Here is a 21,260-nt window from a genome sequence, read left to right as displayed (position 1 = left end):
ATCACGCCGGGAGTTTCCAGGGTGCGGTGCACCCAGGCGTGCGAGCCGGTTCGGTCAGACGCTGCCCGGCGGAAGGATGAAGTCGTTGGCGTGCAGACTGGCGAGCGCAACGTTCTTCAAGAGGATCGTGTTGTGCTCGGTGTGCCCGTTGCCATCGAGGTTGATCTGCACGTCATGGCCATCAGGCGCGGCCGCGACGTGGTCCTGGAACCAGGCGTTAAAGCTCTCCTGAGAGTTCGGATCGAAGGCGACATAGTCCAGCTCGATCTTGTCCTGGCCCGGCGTGAAGTCGCCGATCGTGGCGTGGCCCATGGCATTCTGCTTGAAGACGAAAGTGTCGTTGCCGCCACCACCGAAGAGCGTGTCGTTGCCGCCACCACCGGAGAGGATGTTGTTGTGGCCGTCGCCGATCAGCGTGTCGTCGAAAGCGGTGCCGCGCAGGTTCTCGATCGAGGAGAAGATGTCGCCTTCGGCCGCGGTGCCGGAGGTCGCACCGGTGAGCAGGTTGACGCTGACGGGACCGCTTGCGTGCGAGTAGTCCACAGTGTCGCTGCCCGGATCGTTCGGGCCGGACGGACCGCCGAGGCCGTTGAAGACATCGGGATGATCGCTGGCCATGAATACATCGGCGCCGACGCTGCCGACATAATTGAAAGCGACAGCGCTGAAGACGTCGCCGACCGCGCCTGTTCCGGCAGACGGGCCGGCGCCGGACGGAGCGCCTTCTCCGGTGGGATTGACGACGGCCTGGACGTTGATGTTCCAGCCATGGGTGCTGACCAACAGGTGCTCCGGCGTGGCCTGGCCCGGGTCTGTTGTGCGGAAAATATCGATTTCGTTGATGATGTTGGAGAAGGAGTTCGTCTGCGGATCGTAGCTGTAACCGCTTCCGACCATCTCGAATGTGATGCCTTTGTCGAAGTTGACGACGAAGGCATGAATGCCGTCAGTGCTAGCGAACTGGCCCGCCGCCAGGTCGTCATAGAACGCGCTGAAATCGTAACCGCTGGGCGTATGCACGGTGACCGCAACCGGCGTGACCACCTGGTCGGAATCGACGTGATCGACGACCACGGCCTGGGTCTGCGCCGGCGTGGTTGCGGAGGTGTGGCTGCCATGAACGACGCTGGTGGCCGTCACGGTCAGCGAGAATCTTCCGCAATAGTCCAGCGGCGTGGTGAGGGTCAGATTGCCGCCGAGGTCGGCGGCGTCGATCCGCCACGTATCGTCGACGGCGTTGTAAACGCCGTGATTGAAGATCGATCCGACCGGCGCGCCCGAGATCGTGACATAGGTCTCGTCGGGATGGGTGTCGCCGGCAATGGAGACCGAGATCGGAACGATGATCGGGGTGTGCTCCGGCCCTTCGGCCTGTTCGAACGTGCCGTTCGCGCCGACCGTCAGTATCGGGGCGACCGCGGTCTCGTAGTCCAGCGTCAAGTTTGCCGTCGAGCTCGCGCTCAGTGTTCCGTCGGAGGCGGTGTAGGTGAAGCTGACCGGGCCGGCATAGCCCGCCGCCGGCGTGTAGGTCCACGTGCCGTTGTGATTGTCGACGAGACTGCCGCCGCCGCTGGCAATATTGAGGCCGGTGATTGACAGCGACTGGCTGTCGACATCGCTCACGCCGGCCAGAAGATCGGAGGCATGGATCACGTAGGATGCGTCTTCGGTGCCGTTCGCCAATGTCACCGGCGTTGCGACCGGCGCATCGTCGGTGCCGGTGATCGTCCACGACACCGACGCCGGCGTGGTGGCGTGGCCGTCGGAGACACCATAGTTGACGGTCACCGTCGCGTGCTCGCCCTGAGCCAGATGCTGGTAGGCGGCAACGCTCGGATCGAGCGTGAAGGAATGCGTGGCCGCATTGTAGCACACACCGTCCGGCAACTGCGTCGGAACGTTCACAACCGTGAGCGTATCCTGGTCGGAATCGGACGCGTTGGCGAGCGCGTTGAGCGTGCTTTGGCTGCCATCTTCCGTCACTGATCCCGTGACAGCGCCCGAGACCACCGGCGCGTGGTTGCCGGTCTCGTTCAACGTGACTGACACGGTTTGGGTGAGCGTGCCGCCGTGACCGTCACTGATCACGACTTTGAAGGTCTCGACCTTGCTATGACCCGGCAAGCCGTCAAGCGCCTGCCGCACGGCGGCGGGATCGGCGGTGTAGGTCCAGACGAATTGCCCGCCGGCACCGCCGATATCGGATAGCTTGACCAGCGTCAGCGTTCCCAGCGCAGTGCCGCTGCCGGTATAGCTGCTGGTGGCGATATGGACGTCGTTGAGGTCAGGATCGGCGAAATTGATCGTGCCGGTCGCGGTGAGACCCACCTCGCCGTTGTGCACCTCGAACTGATCGACGCCGTCGATGCCGGTATTGCCATCGGTAGTCGGAAGGGTGAGCAGCGCGTCCTGGTTTCCGGATTGCGGCAGCTCGTAATAATGCTTGCCGTCGCCGGCCGAGTAGCCGGCGCGCGCCGGGGCGCCGCCAAGGCCGTCGGAACCGCCGCTGGCGTCACCCGTGGTCCAATCGATATCGCCGTAGCGATACTGGATATCGAAATTGCCGTTGCCTTGGCTGATCAGGACGAGCTGGAACGAATTCAGCTTGTTCGTTCTCTGATCGAAATAGCCGACATCATCCCAGGTGATGGTCATGACGCCGTCGGCCGCGTCGAGATCGTAATAGACGCTGCCATGGCCGCGGGTATCAACGTCGGCCCAGAACACCGCAATGATCGGATTGTTCAGGCCCGCGTCGATCATGCTGGGCGTATAGGCGTCGGTCGGCGAGCCGAAGGTGATGTTGCCGTTATTGTTGATGTAGAGCGAGGTGTAGTGATGGCCGAAGAAATTGATGCCGTTCGCACCGAACACCGCAGCGATGTCGATGGCGCCGGAGGAATTGTCATCGCCGGGGTCGAGCGCGAGCTCGCCATACCCCTGCGCTCCAGGAAGGTCCTTGATCAGGCCCGACCCCAGAAGTTTCGCGGCAACCTCCGGGCTGACATGGTCATACCCGCCGTTTGAGACGGCCACGTTGATCACGCCGCTCGTTACCGTTCCGGCCGCCAACGTCGGCGCATCGTTGACATTGGTGAAGGCAATGCTGGCCGCCTTCACATTGGAGAGCAGTTCTCCGTCGCTGGCCTGGATCGAGAAGGTCGGCGCGGCTTCGCAGCCGTCGTGAACGAAGCGGACGTGGCCCGCGGCGAGATCGGCCGATGTGAAGCTGGCGGTATCGATCCAGCCTTCGCCACCCCACACCTGGAACTTGCCATGCGTGACATTGGTGACCGTGAAGGTGAAGCTGGAATCGTCGAGGTCGGTGACGTTGATGTTCGCCGGCGTCAGCACCACGACGCCGCCCTCGGACACCGCGAGCGTGGCGTCGTGAACGACCGGAGGCGTGTCCGCCACCGGGATGGTCGGCGGAACGGCATTGTGGACGCCGATCGTGATCGGGATCGTCGTCGTGCCGCCATTATAGGTGAGCTTGATCAGGAATTGCTGGGTCGCCGTGTCGCCATAGACCAGCGAGGCAAAATCCGATTTGTTCTCGGCGAACGTCCAGTTCACGAAGTTGCCGTCGGCGCTGAAGCTCGCGTGCAGCAGACCGGTCGGATTGCCCGCCGCGTCGGTGACGGAGAGCGAGACGTCGTTGATTCCCCCGGTGATGCCGACTTTTCCGCTTGTCGTCAGGACCGACCCCGAGTTGGCGGTCTGCTCGACGATCGCGTTGCGGCCCGAACTCGGATCGACCACGAAAATATCGCCGCCAGGCCCGTCCGCGGTGGAAAGGTTCGACGCGTTACTGCCGAAGGCGATGAACAGGCCGCCGGCGCTGATGGTTGCGCCGAGGTTGGAGGCGGCGTTACCCGACGCCCCATCGGCCGCGGTCGACACCAGCATGATCTTCGGATGGGCGGGATCGGTGAGATTGACCACATAGGTATCGGCAACCGAATTGTGGTCGTTCGACGTCAGCGCGGCATCGCTCGCGAAGATGATGAAATGGCCGTCGGGGCTGATGACGGGGTTGTAGCTGCCGCCGCTCGGGTTCGACGTGTGGAAGACGATCTGGTGGGCCTGCAGGTCGTAGAGATAGATTTCCGAGTGCCCGTTCGCATCGGCGCTTTGATAGACGACGTAGCGGCCGTCGGCGCTGAGCGAGGCGGCGCTCGCGCCCACCCCCTGCGCGGTGCCCGCGATCGTGCTGATGACCCCGGTCGACCGGTCATAGACATAGAGATGGCCCGAGCTGCCTCCGGGATCGGCACCCCAGAACGCAACCACATGGCCGTCGGCGCTGATCGCCGGCTTCAGCAATGATCCGCCGGCGCCGGCATCGGCGGGCGTGATCGTGGTGAGGACGTGTCCCTGCCGATCGTAGACGATGATATTGCCGCCGTTCTCGACCGCGATCCTGCTGCCGTCGCCGCTGACCGCAGGCGAGGTGCCCACGCCGATCTGTATCGTCGTGTGGTACTGCGCCGAAGACGGATCGTTGTTGTAGAGGAAGATGACGCCGCTGGAGCTTTGATAGACGACGGAGTGGCCATCCGAGCTGATGGTCGGCGAACCATAGATGCCCCCGGGGGGCGAGATCACGATGGTGACGCCGGTCGCACGGTCGAACAGGTAGATGACGCCGTCAGGATCATAAGTGACGAACTGCCCGTCGGCGCTCATCACCGGCCCGAAATGATCGCCAGTGCTGGTGGTGGAGATCCTGGTGACCGTTGGCGGATTGACGACGAACGGGATCGACGGCTGCGGCCCGATGGGCTGATTATTCTGATGCCCCGGGAAGCCCTGATCAAACAACCCCTGATTTGACGTACCGCCGATGCTGGTTCCGTTGTCCGTACCCATCAGGACGGAAAAAGTCTGGCTGTTGCCAGTGTTACCGGTGCTGGTGACGTGAGTGTTGAGCGCCGAGCGGAATTCGGTTGCCGGCGAATTGGGCGAGGTCGAGCTGCCAAGGTGCGCAAATTTCGTCTGCGGATTGGCGTTGTTCTCGGTGTGCTGCGGCAGGTTCGGGTCGATCGCCTTCTGGATCTCGTAGGTATTGAGCACCGCCTGGAAGGTCGCGAATTCCTGCGCGATTTCCGCCAGCGTCTTGGCGCTTTCCCGCGCGATCAGCTCGAAAGCCGCAGTCGGCGTCAGCGTCAGGATGCTGCCATTGCTGGTCACCGTGCCGATCAGAACGCCGCGCGTGTTGAAGACCTGGACAGCATGGACCTGGTTGTCCTGCTGATCGACGACGGAGATCTTCACCGTGCCGTCGACCGAGGAGATGTCGAGGATGACAGCGGTGCCGCGGATCCCCATGGTCGCGATCGGGGTCGCGACTTTCATGTCGCCGCTCCTGGCGACCTGGCCGGCGACGAAGCTGGCGGCGCCCTGCACCAGCGTGATCAGCGACGAGTTCGAATTGCTGCTGGCGTCATAGGTGAGCTCGTTCAGCATCAACCGCGCATTGGCGTTGAGGTTGAACGTGGTGCCGTCCTTCAGGACGAGGCCGAGCGTAGAGTCGCTGCCGGTCTGCACCACGTCGCTCTGATAGACCGCTTCGCCATTATGCAGTTCGACGGTGACGCCGCTGCGCACCACGCTGGCACTGCCGGTCATCTTGGCGATATGGCCGACCAGCTCTGCCGCCGCCGGCGCTCCCGCTTGCGCGTAAACCGTGTGCCCGGTTAGCGCGTCGACGACCTTCGGATCCAGCGACGCGCCCTCGGGGGACACCAGTGTCGGGTGCTTGTCGCCGTGGAAGTAGTTCGGCACTACGACGCGATGCAGATCGTCGGTGATGACGAGATCGTTGCCGGATTTGTGGAAGTTGCCGGCGAACAGAAGATGCGCGTCAGGAACAGTAAAGCTGTCCGCGTGGCCAGCGCGGAACGAAAACGAATCAAGATCGATATGCGCGTTGGAAAGAGACCCCAGCCCACTCGACGCAACTGTGTCGTCGTATTTCAATGCCCCCACCAGAAATAGTTAATAAAAATGTAAATTTCCTTAGCCAAACCTACACATACCATTAGGAGAAACCACGCGAAAGCACGCACACCGAGTGCGAGACCCATTGGCTGCGTTGTCGGGAAGCCTTCGTCCAGCCTGGCGCGAAGCGGATTTGATCCGGCGCGTGCTGGTGCCAGAAGAACGCATGGAGCCCCATTTCAATTTGCAGAAAATTTTAGTGAATTCAATTACTTATTTCGAAGGAAGGATATTTCCGACTGCTGGCCATCCGTCCAACCTGAGCAACGTACACCGGCGTTCGGGCGCCCAATGTGATGTAGATTACCGATCAAGGGAAAAGCTGCCCCGTTAGTTATATGTTCAGAAAGACCGGCCGCCTGATGCGTCCGACGACTTTGATGCTGTTGCGCCAGCCCCGCCTGCGGACGCGCGCTTATTAAGCCAACATCAAGGATAAGACATCGTTACCCCCGAAAAGGTTCGACCGCCGTGGTTGGCAAGATCGATAAAATTTTCGACGCTTTGGCGAGACCGGCTTCAGCGTCTTCCGCATTTCTCCCGCTCGTCCGCATCTCCTTAAACAGATCGCAAGCGCTCTCGCACGATCCTCTTCCCACGAAACGATCTGGTCACGCGCTGGCGAAACGCCGCCGAGGCCCGGACAGGGGTGTCAGATGGGAATGTTCGGTTACGCGGGTGCGCTGCGCGCGCTCATGTTCGCCTTTGGTCTTCTTTGGCTTGCACCGGTGGCAGAGGTCAGCGCGGGGACGCTGCTGTCGCCGGGGGGCGCGGTCCTGATCAAGAAATCGATCGAGCCGTTCGGGCGCGCGACAGCCATCCTCTCGGAAGGCGGATTGCGCGACAAATGGCTCAGCCTGCAGCGCCGGCTTGCCGATGATCTGGTGCAGCTTGCGCTCTGCGAGGGCGACCGCGAGAGCTGCGTCTCGCCGGCCGCGCTGAAATTTCTGGCCGTCATCGACGGCGCGAAGGCCACAGAGGGCCGCGCCCGGCTCGGTGAAGTCAACCGCGCCGTCAATCTCGCGATCAGGCCCGCGGACGATCTCGTGCAATATGGCGCGATCGACGTCTGGGCTTCGCCGCTGATGACCTTTGCGAACGGCGCCGGCGATTGCGAGGACTATGCCATCGCCAAATTCGTCGCGCTGCGTCTGGCCGGCATGGCGCCGGAGGACCTGCGGATCGTCATCATGCATGACACGCTCCACGGCGAGGATCATGCCGTGGCCGCGGCCCGGCTCGATGGCCAGTGGCTGACGCTGGACAACCGCCGCATGATGATGGTGGCCGATACCGACGTCAGGAACTACCGGCCGACTTTCGTGGTCGATGAGGTCGGCGTCCGGCGATACGAGGATACACCGCTGGTGGCCGAAGCGACGTTGCGCTAACCCGCGGATTAGGGGACTTCGTCGTTGCGAGGAGCGTAGCGACGAAACAATCCATCTCTCCGCGCGTGGCGGCATGGATTGCTTCGCTTCGCTCGCAATGACGAGTAACCACTCCCTCAAAACGACAGGCTGTCCTTCGTCAGCACCCAGCGTCCGTTCTTGATCTGCTGCACCTGCGTGATGGTGTTGGCGAGGTGGTCGTTCCTGGAGAATTTGGTCGGCGGCGAATTGAAGATGTCGAGAAACTTTTCGCCCGACTCGAGCGAATCCAGCATCTTTTGGCCGGTCAGATCCTTGCCCGCCTTCTGCGCATAGAAGGCGAACGTCATCACCGCGTTGTAGCCGATGATCGCCTGCGTGTTGGCGTCGGTGCCGAACATCTTCTTATAGTTGATAAGCCAGTCCTTCACCTTGCCCTTGGCGGTGTCCTCATAGGGGATCTCGAACCCGGACGCCGCATAGAGGCCCTCCACCGCTTCCTTGCCAAGCGCCGGCACTTCGAGCACGTTGGTCGGCGTCGCGCCGAGGAAGGTCACTTCCCAGCCGAGCTTCCTGGCTTCGTTCATCGCGCCGATGGTCTCGCGGATTACGGTGCCGAGCACGACGAGGTCGCAGCCGTCGGCCTTCATCTTGGCGACCTGGGCGCTGAAGTCGGAGGCGCCGCGCTTGTAGCTCGTGATCGAGGCCGGCTGCAGCTTCATCGCTGCGAGCTGCTGGGTGAAGCCGTCGAGCACGTTTTTGCCGTACTCGTCATCCTGATGCATGATGCAGGGCTTCTTCGGGTTCTTCTCCTCCACCATGTATTTGAGCGCGGCGCGCGTGCTCTCGACATAAGGCAGCAGGTTGTTGAACTTCAGCCGCTCCTGCGGCTTGCTCGGATCGAACTTGAAGGTGAATTCGGCCGCCGTCAGCGGGAAGAGCTGGAGCACCCCGGCGTCGAACAGCACATCCTGCGCGGCCAACACAGTCGGCGACCCCATCGGGCCGATCATCGCGAAGATCTTATCGCGCTCGACCATCTTCTGCGAGGCCAGCACGGCTTTCTTCGGGTCGTAGCCATTGTCCTCGAGGATCATCCTGATCTTGCGGCCGTTGATACCGCCGCTCGCATTGATCTCCTCCACCGCCATCTTCATGCCGTTGGAGACCGGCACACCCCAGACCTTGATCGGCCCGGACAAATCCTGATGGGTGCCGATGACGATCTCGTTCGCCGAGATGCCTTCATTGGTGACCTTGGTTTGCGCTGACGCCGGCAGATAGGTCAGCGCCACCGCACCCACCGCAAGGCCCAATGCCTTGAACGCTTTCGACATAATGATCCTCCTCTCCATGGCCCATATCGAGCGAAGGACCGGGCCTGTTTTGGCTCCCTCGCCTTTTCTTCACCTCGCCCCGCTTGCGGGGAGAGGTCGAAATTCAAGCGCAGCTTGAATTTCGGGTGAGGGGGAGCTTCTGCGAATCCGTCTGTCACCGTCTTCGCGGTAGAGCCCCTCACCCCGACCCTCTCCCCGTAAGAACGGGGAGAGGGAGTAATAAGCCGTGCCTAGGCGACCGCGCGCTCGCCGTACATCGCCTCGATCTCGGCGGCATAGCGTTTGTTCACGAAGCTGCGCTTCAGCTTCATTGTCGGCGTCAATTCCTCATCCTCGGGCGTGAGCTGGCGCTCGATCAGATAGAATTTCTTGATGGTCTCCACGCGGGCGAAATTGGCATTCACGGCCTCGATCTCGCGGTGGATCAGGTCCTGAATCTCCGGCGCGCGGCACAGGCTCGCGTAATTGGTGAAGGGGATGTCGTGATCCTGGGCGTATTTCTCGACATTCTCCTGGTCGATCATCACGAGGCAGGTGAGGTAGGGCCGCTTGTCGCCGATCACCACCGCGTCCGAGACATAGGGCGAGAATTTGAGCTGGTTTTCGATTTCCGACGGCGTGATGTTCTTGCCGCCGGAGGTGATGATGATGTCCTTCATCCGGTCGGTGATCTTGACGTAGCCTTCGTTGTCGATCGTGCCGACATCGCCGGTATGCAGCCAGCCTCTGGCGTCGATAGTCTCGGCGGTCTTCTCGGGCTGGTTGAGATAACCCATGAACAGGAAGTCGCCTCGGATCAGGATCTCGCCCTTCGGGCAGATCATCACCTCACCCCAGGGCGCGGCCTTGCCGACCGAACCGAGCTTGATGCGCTCGGTCGGCATGATGGTGGCGACGCCGCAATTCTCGGTCTGGCCGTAGACCTCGCGCATGTCGATGCCGAGCGCGAGGTACCAGCGGATCAGGTCAGGCGCGATCGGCGCGGCGCCGGTGAACGCGATCCGGCAGCGGTCGAGCCCGAGCATGCGGCGGATGTTGCGGAACACCAGCCGATAGGCCAGTTGGTTGGCAAAGCGTAGCGGCAGCGGCGGCTCTTCGCCTTCGAGCCGATAATCGGTCATGCGATAGCCGACCGCCATCGCGCGGCGATAGACCCAGTTCTGGAACGGGGTCGCATCCTTCAGCGCGATGGTAATGCCGGAGTACATTTTCTCCCACACCCTGGGCACGGCGAGGAAGGCGGTTGGTTGCACTTCGCGCAGATTGTCCGGCACGGTTTCGGGGCTTTCAGCGAAATTCATCACCGATCCGAGCGCGACCGAGACGTAGTAGCCGCCGATGCGCTCGGCGACGTGACACAGCGGCAGGAACACCAGCCGCTCCTCGTGATCGGTCGACGGGTAGAGGTCATTGGCGTGGCGCATCTGATGCGTCACGCTGCGGTTGGCGTGCATCGCGCCCTTGGGCGGACCCGTGGTACCCGAGGTGTAGACGAGGATCGCAAGATCGCCACTGGTCCGGCTTCCGATCATCTCGTCCCACAAGGCCTCATTGTCCTGCGCGTGATTGCGGCCCAGCGCGGTGAATTCGGCAAGCGACATCACCATCGGATCGGAGAAGCCGCTCAGGCCCTCCATGTCGAAGACGACGATCCGCTCCAATGTCGGGCAGCGCGAGCGGCAGGCGAGCAGCTTGTCGAGCTGTTCCTCGTCCTCCGCGAAGACCACGCGGGTGCGGGAATCATTGATGAGATATTCGACCTGGACCGGCGAATCCGTCGGGTAGATGCCGGACGAGACGCCCCCGGCGCAGAGGATGCCCATATCGGCATAGACCCATTCCGGCACGGCGTTCGCGATGATGGAGGCGACATCGCCGGGGCGAAAGCCGATGGCATGCAAGCCGTAGGCGATGTCCTTGGAGATCTGCAGCCACTCGCGCCAGCTTGTCGGCTGCCAGATGCCGAATTTCTTCTCGCGGATCGCGGGCCTGTCGCCTCGCGTCTCCACCGCCAGCAGAAAACTCCTCGCGATCGTGTCGGCGACCGTCAGCACCGCCGGTCCGGCCATGCCCGTTCCCTCCTCTCCTCGCCTGTCGCGACCGCCGGCTTTTGCGCCGATCTTTCCGCGACAGGCCTTCAATTTACCGCCAAGTCCCTCTCAACGCCATGTTTTCTTCTTTTTCCAGCGTCGCTCCCCCCGCGCACCCGCCTCCTTGGCGCCGAGATAGAACTCCTGGATATCCTTTGAATGCATCAACCGCTCGCAGGTATCGTTCATCACGATGCGGCCGATCTCCAGCACATAGCCGTAATGCGCCGTCTCCAGCGCGACCTTGGCGTTCTGTTCGACCAGCAGGATCGACATGCCCTGCTCTTCGTTGACCCGGCGGATGATGGTGAAGATCTCCTTCACCAGGATCGGCGACAGCCCGAGCGATGGTTCGTCCAGCAGCAGCAGCGTCGGCCGGTTCATCAGCGCCCGGCCGATCGCAAGCATCTGCTGCTCGCCGCCGGAGAGCTGCCCGGCTGGCTGGTCGATCCGCTCCTTCAGCCGCGGGAAGTAGCCGTAAACGCGGTTCAAGTCCTCGGCGACGCCGTCGCGGTCCGTGCGCGGATAAGCGCCCATCATCAGGTTCTCGCGCACCGACAGGAACGGAAACACCTCCCGCCCTTCCGGCACGTGGCTCAAACCCAGCCGCACGATCTTGTCGGCCTCCATGCGCTGGATCGGCCTCCCCAAGAATTCGATCGAGCCCTTCTGCGGATCGAGGATGCCGGAAATCGTCTTCAGCACCGTGGTCTTGCCGGCGCCATTCGCCCCTAGCAGCGTGACGATCCTGCCGCGGGGCACTTCCAGGCTGATGCCGCGGATCGCCATGATCGGCCCGTAATAGCTCTCGATATTGCTGAGCTTCAGGATGATCTCGGGCGTGACGGCGGCGATCATGGCGTCATGCTCCGAGATAGGCCGCGACGACGTCGGGATGCTGCTGGACGTCCGCAGGCGAACCCATCGCCAGCACCCGGCCGTAGTTCAGCGCGATGACGCGATCGGAGACCCGGTTCACCAATGTCATGTCGTGCTCAACCATCAGCACGGTGATGCCGAGTTCGGATCTCATGTCGCGGATCCAGAACGACATGTCGTCGGTTTCCTCCACGTTCAGTCCCGACGATGGCTCGTCCAGCAGGATCAGCTTCGGCTCCGAGCACAGCGCGCGAGCCAGCTCGATCACCTTGCGCACGCCGTACGGCAATCCGGAGATCAGCTTGTCGCGATAGGGCTCGAGATCGAGGAATTCGATCACCTGTTCGACGCGGCGGCGATGCACCTTCTCACTCGCGCGCACGCTCGGCAGGAACAATAGCTCCTGCCAGAGCTGCGTGGTGGAGTGGCGATGACGGCCGACCAGCAGATTGGAAAGCACCGTCGCATTCTCGAACAGTTCGATGTTCTGGAAGGTGCGGGCGATGCCGAGCTTGGCGATGTCGTAGGCCGGCTGCTCGGTGATGTCCTGATCCTCGAAGAAGATCTTTCCTGAGGTCGGCGGATAGATGCGCGAGATCAGGTTGAAGATTGAGCTTTTTCCTGCGCCGTTCGGCCCGATGATCGAAAGTATCTCGCCCTTCTCGACCGCGAAGCTCACGGCATCGACCGCCTTGAGGCCGCCGAAGTGAAGCGAGAGATTCTCGGCGCGAAAATAGCTCATCGGTTCCGCTCCGACTTCACATAGATCTTCTGCCGCTTGAAGGTGGCGCGCTTGTAGAGCGGGAAGAGCTGGAAGAAGAGCTTGATCTTGAGCCAACGGCCGTAAAGACCGAGCGGTTCGAACAGCACGAACAGCACGATGATGATGCCGTAGATCGCGCCCTTCAGGCCATTGGCGGAGGCAAACGCGGCGACTGAGTTCTGGATATGCGCGGCGCGCTCGGTGCCGGCGCCAAGCGCCGCGGCGAGCCCTGCGATCACGCCGGGCATGTCGTCTTTCAGATAGGTCAGGAACGGATCGATCATGACAAGGAAGATCGCGCCCAGCACCGCGCCATGCAGGCTGAAAGTGCCGCCGATCAGGATCACAATGATGAACTCGATCGAGAGCTGCAGCGTGAACATCTCCGGGCTGATGAACGAGAGCTTGTGCGCGAACAAGACGCCGGCAAAGCCGGTGATGGCGGCGCTGATGGCAAAAGACTTCACCTTGTAGAGCGAGACGTTGATGCCCATGCTGCGCGCCGCCGTCTCGCTGTCGCGGATCGCGACGAAGGCGCGGCCGGTCGGCGAGCGCAAAAGGTTCAGCGAGCCGACGATAGTCAGCACCAGCACCGCAAGGCAGAGATAATAGAAGGTCGGCCCGTCGCGCGGCACTGCGGTGCCCAAGAAATAGAGTGTCTTGACCCGCATGCCCTCATTGCCATGAGTCACGCTCTCCCAGCGCGCCAGGATCTCCTCGACAATGAAGGCAAAGGAGATGGTGGCGATGACGAGATAGATGCCCTGCAGCCGTAGCGCCGGGAAGCCGACCAGCGCGCCGACCACGCCGGTCAATAGCCCCGCGGCCAGGAAATAGACCGGAAAGGGCACGTTGAACTGCTGCAGATAGGCAGCGGTGTAGGCGCCGATCGCGAGAAACGCCGCGTGCCCAAGCGACGCTTGCCCGGTGAAGCCGGTCAGGATCAACAGCCCCACGCCGACCGTCGCATAAATGCAGACGAAGACGAGCTGGCTCATCAGATAGCTCGAGAGCACGTGCGGCGCGATCAGGAGCAAGGCCAGCAACAGGCCATAGGAGAAGATGTAACCCGAATGCGGGAACAGTTTGATGTCGTCTTCGTAGTCGGTCTTGAACAGGAACCGCATGCTGCTCAAACCTTCTTGCGCACGTGAAGGCCGAACAGGCCTTCGGGCTTCAGCAGCAGCACCGCGAGCAGCACGATGTAGGGCGCGACGTCCTTCCAGCCTTGGGGCAGATAGAAGCCGGCCATGCTCTCGATCACACCGATCAGCACGCCGCCGACCACAGCGCCAGGGATCGATCCGAAGCCGCCGAGGACGGCCGCCGGAAACGCCTTCAATCCCAGCACCAGGCCGACATTGGAGTGAATGAACGTAATCGGCGCCAGCAGCACGCCGGCGCAGGTGGCGACCGCCGCCGAGATCGCCCATACGATCGAAACCACGCGCTTGACCGGGATGCCCATGTAATAGGCGGCCAGCATGTTCTCCGAGCTCGCCCGCATCGCGGTGCCAAGCGTGGTGCGGTTGAAGAACAGATAGAGCAGCGCACACAGGATGATCGTCGCCGCGATCACCGACAGCTTGTCGTAGGCCAGCACGAGGCTACCGATGCGCAGGACGCCCTGGCTGAACGGCGTCTCGATCTTGAAGTCGTCTGTCCCCCAGATGATGCCGGCGACCGAGCGCAGGAAATAGCCGAGGCCGATGGTCGCCATGATGACGGAGAACTGCGGATAGCCGAGGATCGGCCGCACCACCACCCGCTCCGCCAGCATGCCGAACAGCGCCATCGCCGCCACCGCGCCGGCAAAGCCGATCCAGTAATTGAGGCCGAGCATGCCGATGAAGGTGAAGGCGAAAAAGCCGCCGAGCATCATCAGGTCGCCCTGGGCGAAATTGACGACCTCCGTTGCCTTGTAAACGAGCACGAAGCCGAGCGCGATCAGGCCGTAGACGCAGCCAAGCGCAATGCCGCTCACGAGCTGCTGAACGAAGTCCAGCATCGTTTTCCCTCCCCGATGCACGGCAAATTCTTGGCGACCGCTCGTTGCATCCCGCTTCCGCCCTCCTCTTTTCGGGAGCGCTGGAAGCTGTCTATGTCCGGCGGCGATTTGAGCGCAAAGCAGGAACCAGAGTCAACAAAGCGCTGCGCCCGCCGTCTGGCATAATTGCGCAGAAATGCCGCAGCCGAACGTTCCCGCGCATTGCCCGCGTTTTGCGGCCTGCGATTCACCGCGCCGAAACGCTTTTCGGCCCATGGTCCGCAACCAGACATCAACCTGGACCGTCCCCACATCATGCCATCAGATGCGCCAGCACTCGGAGTGCGAGGGTTAACCAAGCGTTTCGACCGGCCGGCGGTCGACGCGCTCGATCTCACCGTGCGCCCCGGCGAGTTCTACGCGCTGCTCGGGCCGAACGGCGCCGGCAAGACCACGACGCTGCGGATGGTCGCCGGCCTGCTCAAGCCCGACGCCGGCTCGGTATCGATCTTCGGCATCGACGCCCTGTCCGATCCGATCGCCGCCAAGCAGATCCTGGCCTGGGTGTCGGATGAGCCGATGGTTTACGACAAGCTCACCCCCCTCGAATATCTCGAATTCGTCGCCGGCCTCTGGGGCATCGATCCCCGCCTTTCCGAACGCTCAGCCCAGGACCTCCTCGTCTCGCTCGGGCTCGAGCCGCATCTGCACGAGCGCTGCGAGGGATTCTCCAAGGGCATGCGCCAGAAGGTGGCGCTCGCCGGCGCGCTGGTCCACGACCCCAGCCTCATCATCCTCGACGAGCCGTTGACCGGCCTCGACGCGCTCTCCGCCCGCCACGTCAAGGGCCTGTTGCAGGAGCGCGTGCGCGCCGGCTCCACCGTGATCATGACCACGCACATCCTTGAAGTCGCCGAGCGCATGGCCGACCGCATCGGCGTCATCGCCAAGGGCAGGCTCGTGGCCGAAGGCACGCTCGCGGAACTGCGCCAGCGCAACGGCCGCAACGACACCAGCCTCGAAGACGCCTTTATCGCCCTGGTCGAGACCGAGGCGGCCGCCGCATGAGTTCGGCGACCGACCTCACCTGGTTCGCCCGGCACGAAATCCGCCTCGCCTGGCGCGAATGGCTGGCGATGATGACCGGCCGACAGGGCCGCCGCAAACGCGCGGTGATCGGCCTCGTCATTTTCGCCGCCATCCTGCATTTGCCGGCCTATGCGGTGGTCGGCCGTTTTGCCGACCTGACGCTGCCGCTCGACAAGTCCGCGCTGATCGTGATGTCGTCGACGATCTTCCTCGCCTGGGCGCTGATCCTCTCGCAGGCGGTCGAATCGGTGACGCGGGTATTTTACGCCCGCGCCGACCTCGATTTGATCATGTCCTCGCCGGTCCGGCTCACCAATATCTTCTCGGTCCGCATTGCCGCCATCGCACTGCAGGTCACCGGCATGGCGCTGTTGTTCTCGACGCCCTTCGTCGATGTGCTGGTGGTCAGCGACGGACCGCGCTGGCTCGCCGCGTTCGGCGTCGTCATCGCGATCGGCCTTTCGGCCGCGGCGGTCGCCACCGCCCTCACGGTGGCGCTGTTCCACCTGATCGGCCCGCGCCGCACCCGCCTGGTAGCGCAGGTGCTGGCCGCGATCATCGGCGCCGGTTTCGTCATCGCACTGCAGATCGCCGCGATCCTCTCTTACGGCACGCTCTCGCGTTTCGCCGTCCTGACCTCCGATACCGTGGCTGGCTTCGCGCCTGATGCCGGCAGCATGCTGTGGTGGCCGGCCCGCGCCATGCTCGGCGACGGCGAGGCGCTCTCGCTCCTGCTCGTCTTCAGCCTGATGCTGCTCGGCGCCGTGATCGTGGCACTCTCGCCGCGCTTTGCCGATACCATCATCAGCATCTCGGCGAACCCGGCGACGGCCAGCCGAACGGCCACGGTGCGAACATTCCAGCGCGGCTCGCGCCAGCAGGCGCTGCGCTGGAAAGAGTTCATGCTGCTGCGGCGCGATCCCTGGCTGCTGTCGCAGAGCCTGATGCAACTGCTCTACCTGGCACCGCCGGCGCTGATGCTGTGGCGGAGCTTTGCCGATGGCTCCGCCGGCCTGACGCTGATCACGCCCGTTATCGTGATGGCGGCGGGCCAGCTTGCCGGCGGCCTCGCCTGGCTGACGATATCGGGCGAGGACGCGGCCGACCTGGTCGCGACCGCGCCGCTGTCGCCCTCGCAGGTGATCCGCGCCAAGATCGAAGTGGTGCTGCTTTCGATCGCGCTGGTGGTCGCGCCGTTCGTCATCGCACTGGCGTTCGCCTCGGTGCTGCAGGCGATCGTCACCGCGCTCGGCGTGACCATCGCCACGATCTCGGCCGCCACGATCCAGCTCTGGTTCCGCGTGCAGGCCAAGCGCAGCCAGTTTCGCCGCCGCCAGACCTCCTCGCGCGTCGCCACTTTCGCGGAAGCCTTCTGCTCGATCGGCTGGGCGGCGACGTCCGCGCTCGCGCTGGCAATGCCGATCGCGGCCGTTATCACCGGCGCGATGACGCTGATGGTGCTCGCCACGACCTGGAAGATCAGCCCGCGGCGGGAGTGATGTACCCGTCGTCCCGGGCTTGACCCGGGACCCATAACCACAGGCCTTTGTTGTATGCTCCGCCGTAACTGCTTGCTCGCGCCACAACGGCTCCCTGTGGTTATGGGTCCCTGCTTTCGCAGGGACGACAGCGGTGCAGGATGCGATCGCGGTGGCGCAATGACGCCCATAATCGCAGCAGCAAGGGCAATGACGGCCACCGGATTCGACGGTAGAGTGGCATGGACGTCACCGCCGACGGACCTTGCCCATGTTGCGATCGATCCTCGCCGCCCTTGCCCTGCTCGGCCTCCTCAGCATCGCGGCCCATGGGCAGGACGCCCAGCGCAGCGAATGCCTGGCGATGGCCAATGCACCGCCGCGCGCCACGCCGGTCAGCCTGCGCCGGCTCGCCAATGCCGACGAGGTCGGGATCACCTATGCCGGGCACTCCACCTATTACATCGATACCCCCGGCGGCATCCGGATCGCGACCGACTACAATGGTGCCTACCGCACCGGCCGCCTGCCTGATGTCATCACCATGAACCGGGCGCATAGCACGCATTACACGCTGTTTCCCGATCCGAAGATCCCGCATGTGCTGCAAGGCTCGGGCGAGAACGGTCAGCCCGCCCATTATGCGATGCGGATCGGCGATGTCTTCGTCCGCAATGTCACCACCGACATCCGCCGCACCTATGGCAAGGACTCCGGCGGCGAGATGATCAAGGACGGCAACTCGATCTTCATCTTCGAGGTCGCCGGCCTCTGCATCGGCCATCTCGGCCATTTGCACCACAAGCTCGACGAGAGCCATTTCGTGGCCATCGGCCGGCTCGACATCGTGATGGTGCCGATCGACGGCACCTTCACCATGTCGCTTTCCGGCGTCTCCGAAATCACCAAGCGGCTGCGCGCCGCCGTGGTGCTGCCGATGCACCGCTTCGCCACCCCGCTCGACGAATTCATGCGCCTGATCGGCCAGCAGTTCGAGATCGATCAGCGCAGCGAGCGGACGCTTAAGATTTCGCGCGACACGCTGCCATCGACTCCGACGGTGATCATCCTCGACGGCGTGTAGTTCACCTCGCCCCGCTTGCAGGAGAGGTCGAAATTCAAGCTTCGCTTGAATTTCGGGTGAGGGGGAGCCTCCGCGCACATCGCTACCATCGTATTTGCGGAGAGGGCCCCTCACCCCGACCCTCTCCCCGCGAAGGGCGGGGAGAGGGAGATCCTCGCCTACGCCCACTCGCCTTTGCGGAACACGGGGACGCGGCTGCCGTCGGTCCTGACGCCATCGATGTCGGTCTGGCTGGAGCCGATCATCCAGTCGATATGGATCAGGCTCTGATTGCCGCCTTGCGCTGCGATCTGCTGCGGGGTCAGCTTGTCGCCGTCGATGAAGCATTTCGAATAGCACTGGCCGAGCGCGATATGCGAGGCGGCGTTCTCGTCGAACAGCGTGTTGAAGAATAGCAGTCCGCTCTTGGAGATCGGCGAGGAGTGCGGCACCAGCGCGACCTCGCCGAGGCGGCGCGCGCCCTCATCGGTGTCGAGCACCTTTTTCAAGACTTCTTCGCCGCACGAGGCCCTGGCTTCGACGATCCGCCCTTCCTCGAACCTGACCTGGATATTGTCGATCAGGGTGCCCTGATAGGACAGCGGCTTCGAACTCACGACGTGACCGCTGACGCGGCGGCAATGCGGGGTGGTGAAAACCTCTTCCGTCGGGATGTTGGCGTTGCAGGTGACGCCGTTCTTGGCAACCGACGCGCCGCCTTCCCATTCATGGCCGTCGGCGAGCCCGATCGTGAGATCGGTCCCCGGTCCCGTATAGTGCAGCGCGTGAAAGCGCTGGCCGTTCAGCCATTGGGTTCGCTCGCGCAAGACCGCATTGTGCTTCTCCCAGGCGGCGACCGCACCGTCCTGGTCGACGCGGGACGCCGCAAAGATCGCGTCCGCCAGCTTCCCCACCGCGGTCTCCAAGGGATCGTCAGGAAAAACCTGCTTGGCCCAGGATGCGCTGGGATAGGCGATGATGTTCCAATTGACCTCGAAATTGACGATCTTTTCCAGCGCCGGCTGATAGGCGACCGAATTGGCCTTGCTGGCGCGCGCAACCTTGGTCGGGTCCTCGCCCGACAGCAGCATCGGGTTGTCGCCGACCACCGCCAGCCGCGCGGTGTTGGCGGAGAACGCCTTTGCCATGCCCTCATAGAGCCAGTTCGCCGCGCGATCGAAGCCTTCGTTATGGCCATGGCGATAGCGCGCCAGCGTGACCTCTTCGTCGGAGAGGATCGGCGTGACCAGGCCGGCGCCGGCCTTGTAGGCATGCACCGCGAGCCGCCGCACCAGCGGCAGCGCCGACGACGGCGCGGTCAGGAGCAGGTCCTGTCCCGGCTGCAATCCGAGCCCGACCTTGATGGCGACTTCGGCGAGACGGTCGAGCTTTTCGGGATCGATTGCGGCGGAAAGGTTGCGTTGCGATGCGGTCATTCGGGATCCTTGAAATCGGTGGCTTTAGCAGAGATAGGCGATCGGCGCGGGCCCTTCAACGTTTCACCGAGGACAGCACCCGGTCGACCATTTCGGATGGAAGCCCGGGACGACGTGGGGAGAGCGGACCCCTAGGATGGGTAGAGCGAAGCGAAACCCATCAACTTCGGCGGCAAGGGGCACGAATGATGGGTTTCGCTTCGCTCTACCCATCCTACGATTGTCGTCCCCGCGAAAGCCGTAGGGTAGGCAAAGGCGCACTTGCGCCGGGCCCACCATCCAGTGCTGTACTCGCGATGGTGGGCACGCTTCGCTTTGCCCACCTACGGCGTCGCCGCAAGTCATGATTCAAATTTCAAACAGCAGTGGGGATGTGAGTTCGCATTCTCGCGGCATGCTTTGCCCGAGCTTTGCGTACCTTTCCACCCTCTCATTGAACAGAGGGCGCAGGGAAAGCCGGGTGCTGGTTGCACCCGTGGGTCCCGTGCAACAAAAAGCACGGGGGTAGGACCACAGGTTCAACCGAAGCATTCCGGCTTTCCCTGCGCGATGGTTTTACGGTTTCCTTCGTGCTCTTCCCGGTGACCGGGCTTTCTTGCCACCGTCACTTCGTTAGAAGCTTAGCGCCAGCGTCGGGGCGCCAGAACCACACGACTTCACCGTCCGCCGGTGTTGCGTTCGTCTCTCGCAATACCTGCGTCCACCGCATCTCACCGCAACGTTCGTGACGATCGCGAGCCGCCCCTCATCCGCCGTGAGACGCGCGGAGTTAAATCACTGATTTGCTCGACGGCGAAAGCGGAATGTTTTTCGCTGCAGGGCTGGACAGACTGTAGCTGATTTGCCCGTCGGGTTGATTTGTCGCACCGAAAGCAGCCACATCGTCATTCCGGGGCGTCGCGAAGCGATGAGCCCGGAATCCATTTCGCCCTCGCGCCTGCCGTCCGATGGATTGCGGGCTCGCGCCAAGAGGCGCGCGCCGGAATGACGAAGAGTGGTGGTTGAGGCGGCGCCCGGCTACACGAATCAATGTGCTGAGGACGCTGCTTTACACGATCAGGAATCAGCGGTCGCCACGCAGCCTCACGGCGCCACGCTGCTGTGGGCCACTTGCTTCGTGACGGGCCGTTCGCTGTGCGGCGAGCCCAGGGCGGTCCAGATCGCGGCGGCGAGCGCCAGGGCGGTCAGGATGTAGGGGGCAGCGTTCGGACTTCTGTTCTTCATCATCTCATCCGGCCGAATGGCGCGCGTGCATGCCGAACACTCATCTCGCTGCATGAATACTTTGTCGGTATTAGGACGGTGCGCAAACTTAGCCACTAAAAAGTATTTGATTTGGGGCGACTGAATCGTCCATGCGATCACCCCATGACAGATTCATGACACGGGGACCTTGTGTGACTACCCAACCGCCAAGACTTCACGAAAACAGCAAACGTCGCAAATCGGCCCAGGAAGCGGTGGCCCGTTCGCTTGAGCGCGAACTGGGCTTTCTGGCCGAAGAGCGAAAAGAGCGTGCCCTGCTGCTCGGATTGGATCCGACCGTGGTCGCGCCGAATCTCAGCAAGCCGGCGGAGTAGCGGACCACTAGATCATGATTCGATTAGACGGAATCGAATCATGATCTCATCTCTTTGTTTGAGCATGATCTTTTCGGAAAACCGGCTTCCACTTTTCCGGATCATGCTCTAGAGCGTGTTGTTTTTTAGCGGAATCGGGATTCCCAATTGGAGGAATTTCTGATTCAAACTCCATGCTGGGGCCG

The 21,260-nt window shown here is 62.8% G+C and carries 14 protein-coding genes; 5 read left to right on the top strand and 9 right to left on the bottom strand.

The window, feature by feature from the left end:
- Positions 1–54 precede the first annotated feature (54 nt).
- Positions 55–5,982 (bottom strand): nidogen-like domain-containing protein, encoded by a 5,928-nt coding sequence (locus ACZXDY_RS22225; protein ID WP_464346956.1) that lies wholly within the window; start codon positions 5,980–5,982, stop codon positions 55–57.
- A 677-nt stretch (positions 5,983–6,659) separates the two neighbouring features.
- On the opposite strand from ACZXDY_RS22225, the gene ACZXDY_RS22220 reads away from it, so the two are divergent.
- Positions 6,660–7,394 (top strand): transglutaminase-like cysteine peptidase, encoded by a 735-nt coding sequence (locus ACZXDY_RS22220; RefSeq protein WP_464346955.1) that lies wholly within the window; start codon positions 6,660–6,662, stop codon positions 7,392–7,394.
- Between the two features lie 116 nt (positions 7,395–7,510).
- On the opposite strand, the gene ACZXDY_RS22215 is transcribed toward ACZXDY_RS22220, so the two are convergent.
- From ACZXDY_RS22215 to ACZXDY_RS22190, 6 genes are all read right to left on the bottom strand, one after another.
- Positions 7,511–8,710, bottom strand: coding sequence for an ABC transporter substrate-binding protein (locus ACZXDY_RS22215; protein ID WP_464346954.1), 1,200 nt, complete (start codon positions 8,708–8,710; stop codon positions 7,511–7,513).
- Positions 8,711–8,940: 230 nt separating this feature from the next.
- Complete coding sequence (locus tag ACZXDY_RS22210; RefSeq protein WP_464346953.1) at positions 8,941–10,779, bottom strand: AMP-dependent synthetase/ligase; 1,839 nt, start codon at positions 10,777–10,779, stop codon at positions 8,941–8,943.
- Between the two features lie 90 nt (positions 10,780–10,869).
- Positions 10,870–11,658, bottom strand: coding sequence for an ABC transporter ATP-binding protein (locus ACZXDY_RS22205; RefSeq protein WP_464346952.1), 789 nt, complete (start codon positions 11,656–11,658; stop codon positions 10,870–10,872).
- Between the two features lie 4 nt (positions 11,659–11,662).
- Complete coding sequence (locus ACZXDY_RS22200) at positions 11,663–12,421, bottom strand: ABC transporter ATP-binding protein (RefSeq protein WP_028167787.1); 759 nt, start codon at positions 12,419–12,421, stop codon at positions 11,663–11,665.
- Complete coding sequence (locus ACZXDY_RS22195; RefSeq protein ID WP_464346951.1) at positions 12,418–13,569, bottom strand: branched-chain amino acid ABC transporter permease; 1,152 nt, start codon at positions 13,567–13,569, stop codon at positions 12,418–12,420. The genes ACZXDY_RS22200 and ACZXDY_RS22195 overlap by 4 nt, the downstream gene beginning before the upstream one ends.
- 5 nt (positions 13,570–13,574) lie before the next feature.
- Positions 13,575–14,450: a branched-chain amino acid ABC transporter permease gene (locus tag ACZXDY_RS22190; RefSeq protein WP_028167785.1), complete on the bottom strand. Its 876-nt coding sequence runs from the start codon at positions 14,448–14,450 to the stop codon at positions 13,575–13,577.
- Positions 14,451–14,744: 294 nt separating this feature from the next.
- On the opposite strand from ACZXDY_RS22190, the gene ACZXDY_RS22185 reads away from it, so the two are divergent.
- The 3 genes from ACZXDY_RS22185 to ACZXDY_RS22175 all read left to right on the top strand — a co-directional run bounded on the left by ACZXDY_RS22185 (position 14,745) and on the right by ACZXDY_RS22175 (position 18,080).
- Positions 14,745–15,497, top strand: a complete 753-nt coding sequence (locus ACZXDY_RS22185) for an ABC transporter ATP-binding protein (RefSeq protein ID WP_464346950.1) — start codon at positions 14,745–14,747, stop codon at positions 15,495–15,497.
- On the top strand, positions 15,494–17,017 hold the full coding sequence (locus ACZXDY_RS22180; protein WP_464346949.1) for a permease: 1,524 nt from the start codon (positions 15,494–15,496) through the stop codon (positions 17,015–17,017). Before ACZXDY_RS22185 ends, ACZXDY_RS22180 begins: the two co-directional genes overlap by 4 nt.
- Positions 17,018–17,267: 250 nt before the next feature.
- A complete protein-coding gene (locus ACZXDY_RS22175; RefSeq protein ID WP_464346948.1) occupies positions 17,268–18,080 on the top strand; it encodes an MBL fold metallo-hydrolase in 813 nt (270 codons plus the stop codon).
- A 158-nt stretch (positions 18,081–18,238) separates the two neighbouring features.
- On the opposite strand, the gene ACZXDY_RS22170 is transcribed toward ACZXDY_RS22175, so the two are convergent.
- Both ACZXDY_RS22170 and ACZXDY_RS22165 read right to left on the bottom strand, forming a co-directional pair.
- Positions 18,239–19,495: an aminopeptidase gene (locus ACZXDY_RS22170; protein ID WP_464346947.1), complete on the bottom strand. Its 1,257-nt coding sequence runs from the start codon at positions 19,493–19,495 to the stop codon at positions 18,239–18,241.
- Between the two features lie 1,083 nt (positions 19,496–20,578).
- Positions 20,579–20,860, bottom strand: coding sequence for a hypothetical protein (locus ACZXDY_RS22165; protein ID WP_464346946.1), 282 nt, complete (start codon positions 20,858–20,860; stop codon positions 20,579–20,581).
- A gap of 14 nt (positions 20,861–20,874) precedes the next feature.
- Between ACZXDY_RS22165 and ACZXDY_RS22160 the strand changes: the two genes are divergently transcribed.
- Entirely contained in the window at positions 20,875–21,075 is a 201-nt protein-coding gene (locus ACZXDY_RS22160) for a hypothetical protein (protein ID WP_210385126.1), read from the top strand.
- The last annotated feature ends 185 nt before the right edge of the window (positions 21,076–21,260 follow it).

The sequence above is a fragment of the Bradyrhizobium sp. LeoB3 genome (assembly GCF_055456055.1).
Note: the sequence above shows the minus strand (reverse complement) of the source record. Positions and strands in the feature narration are given on the sequence as shown.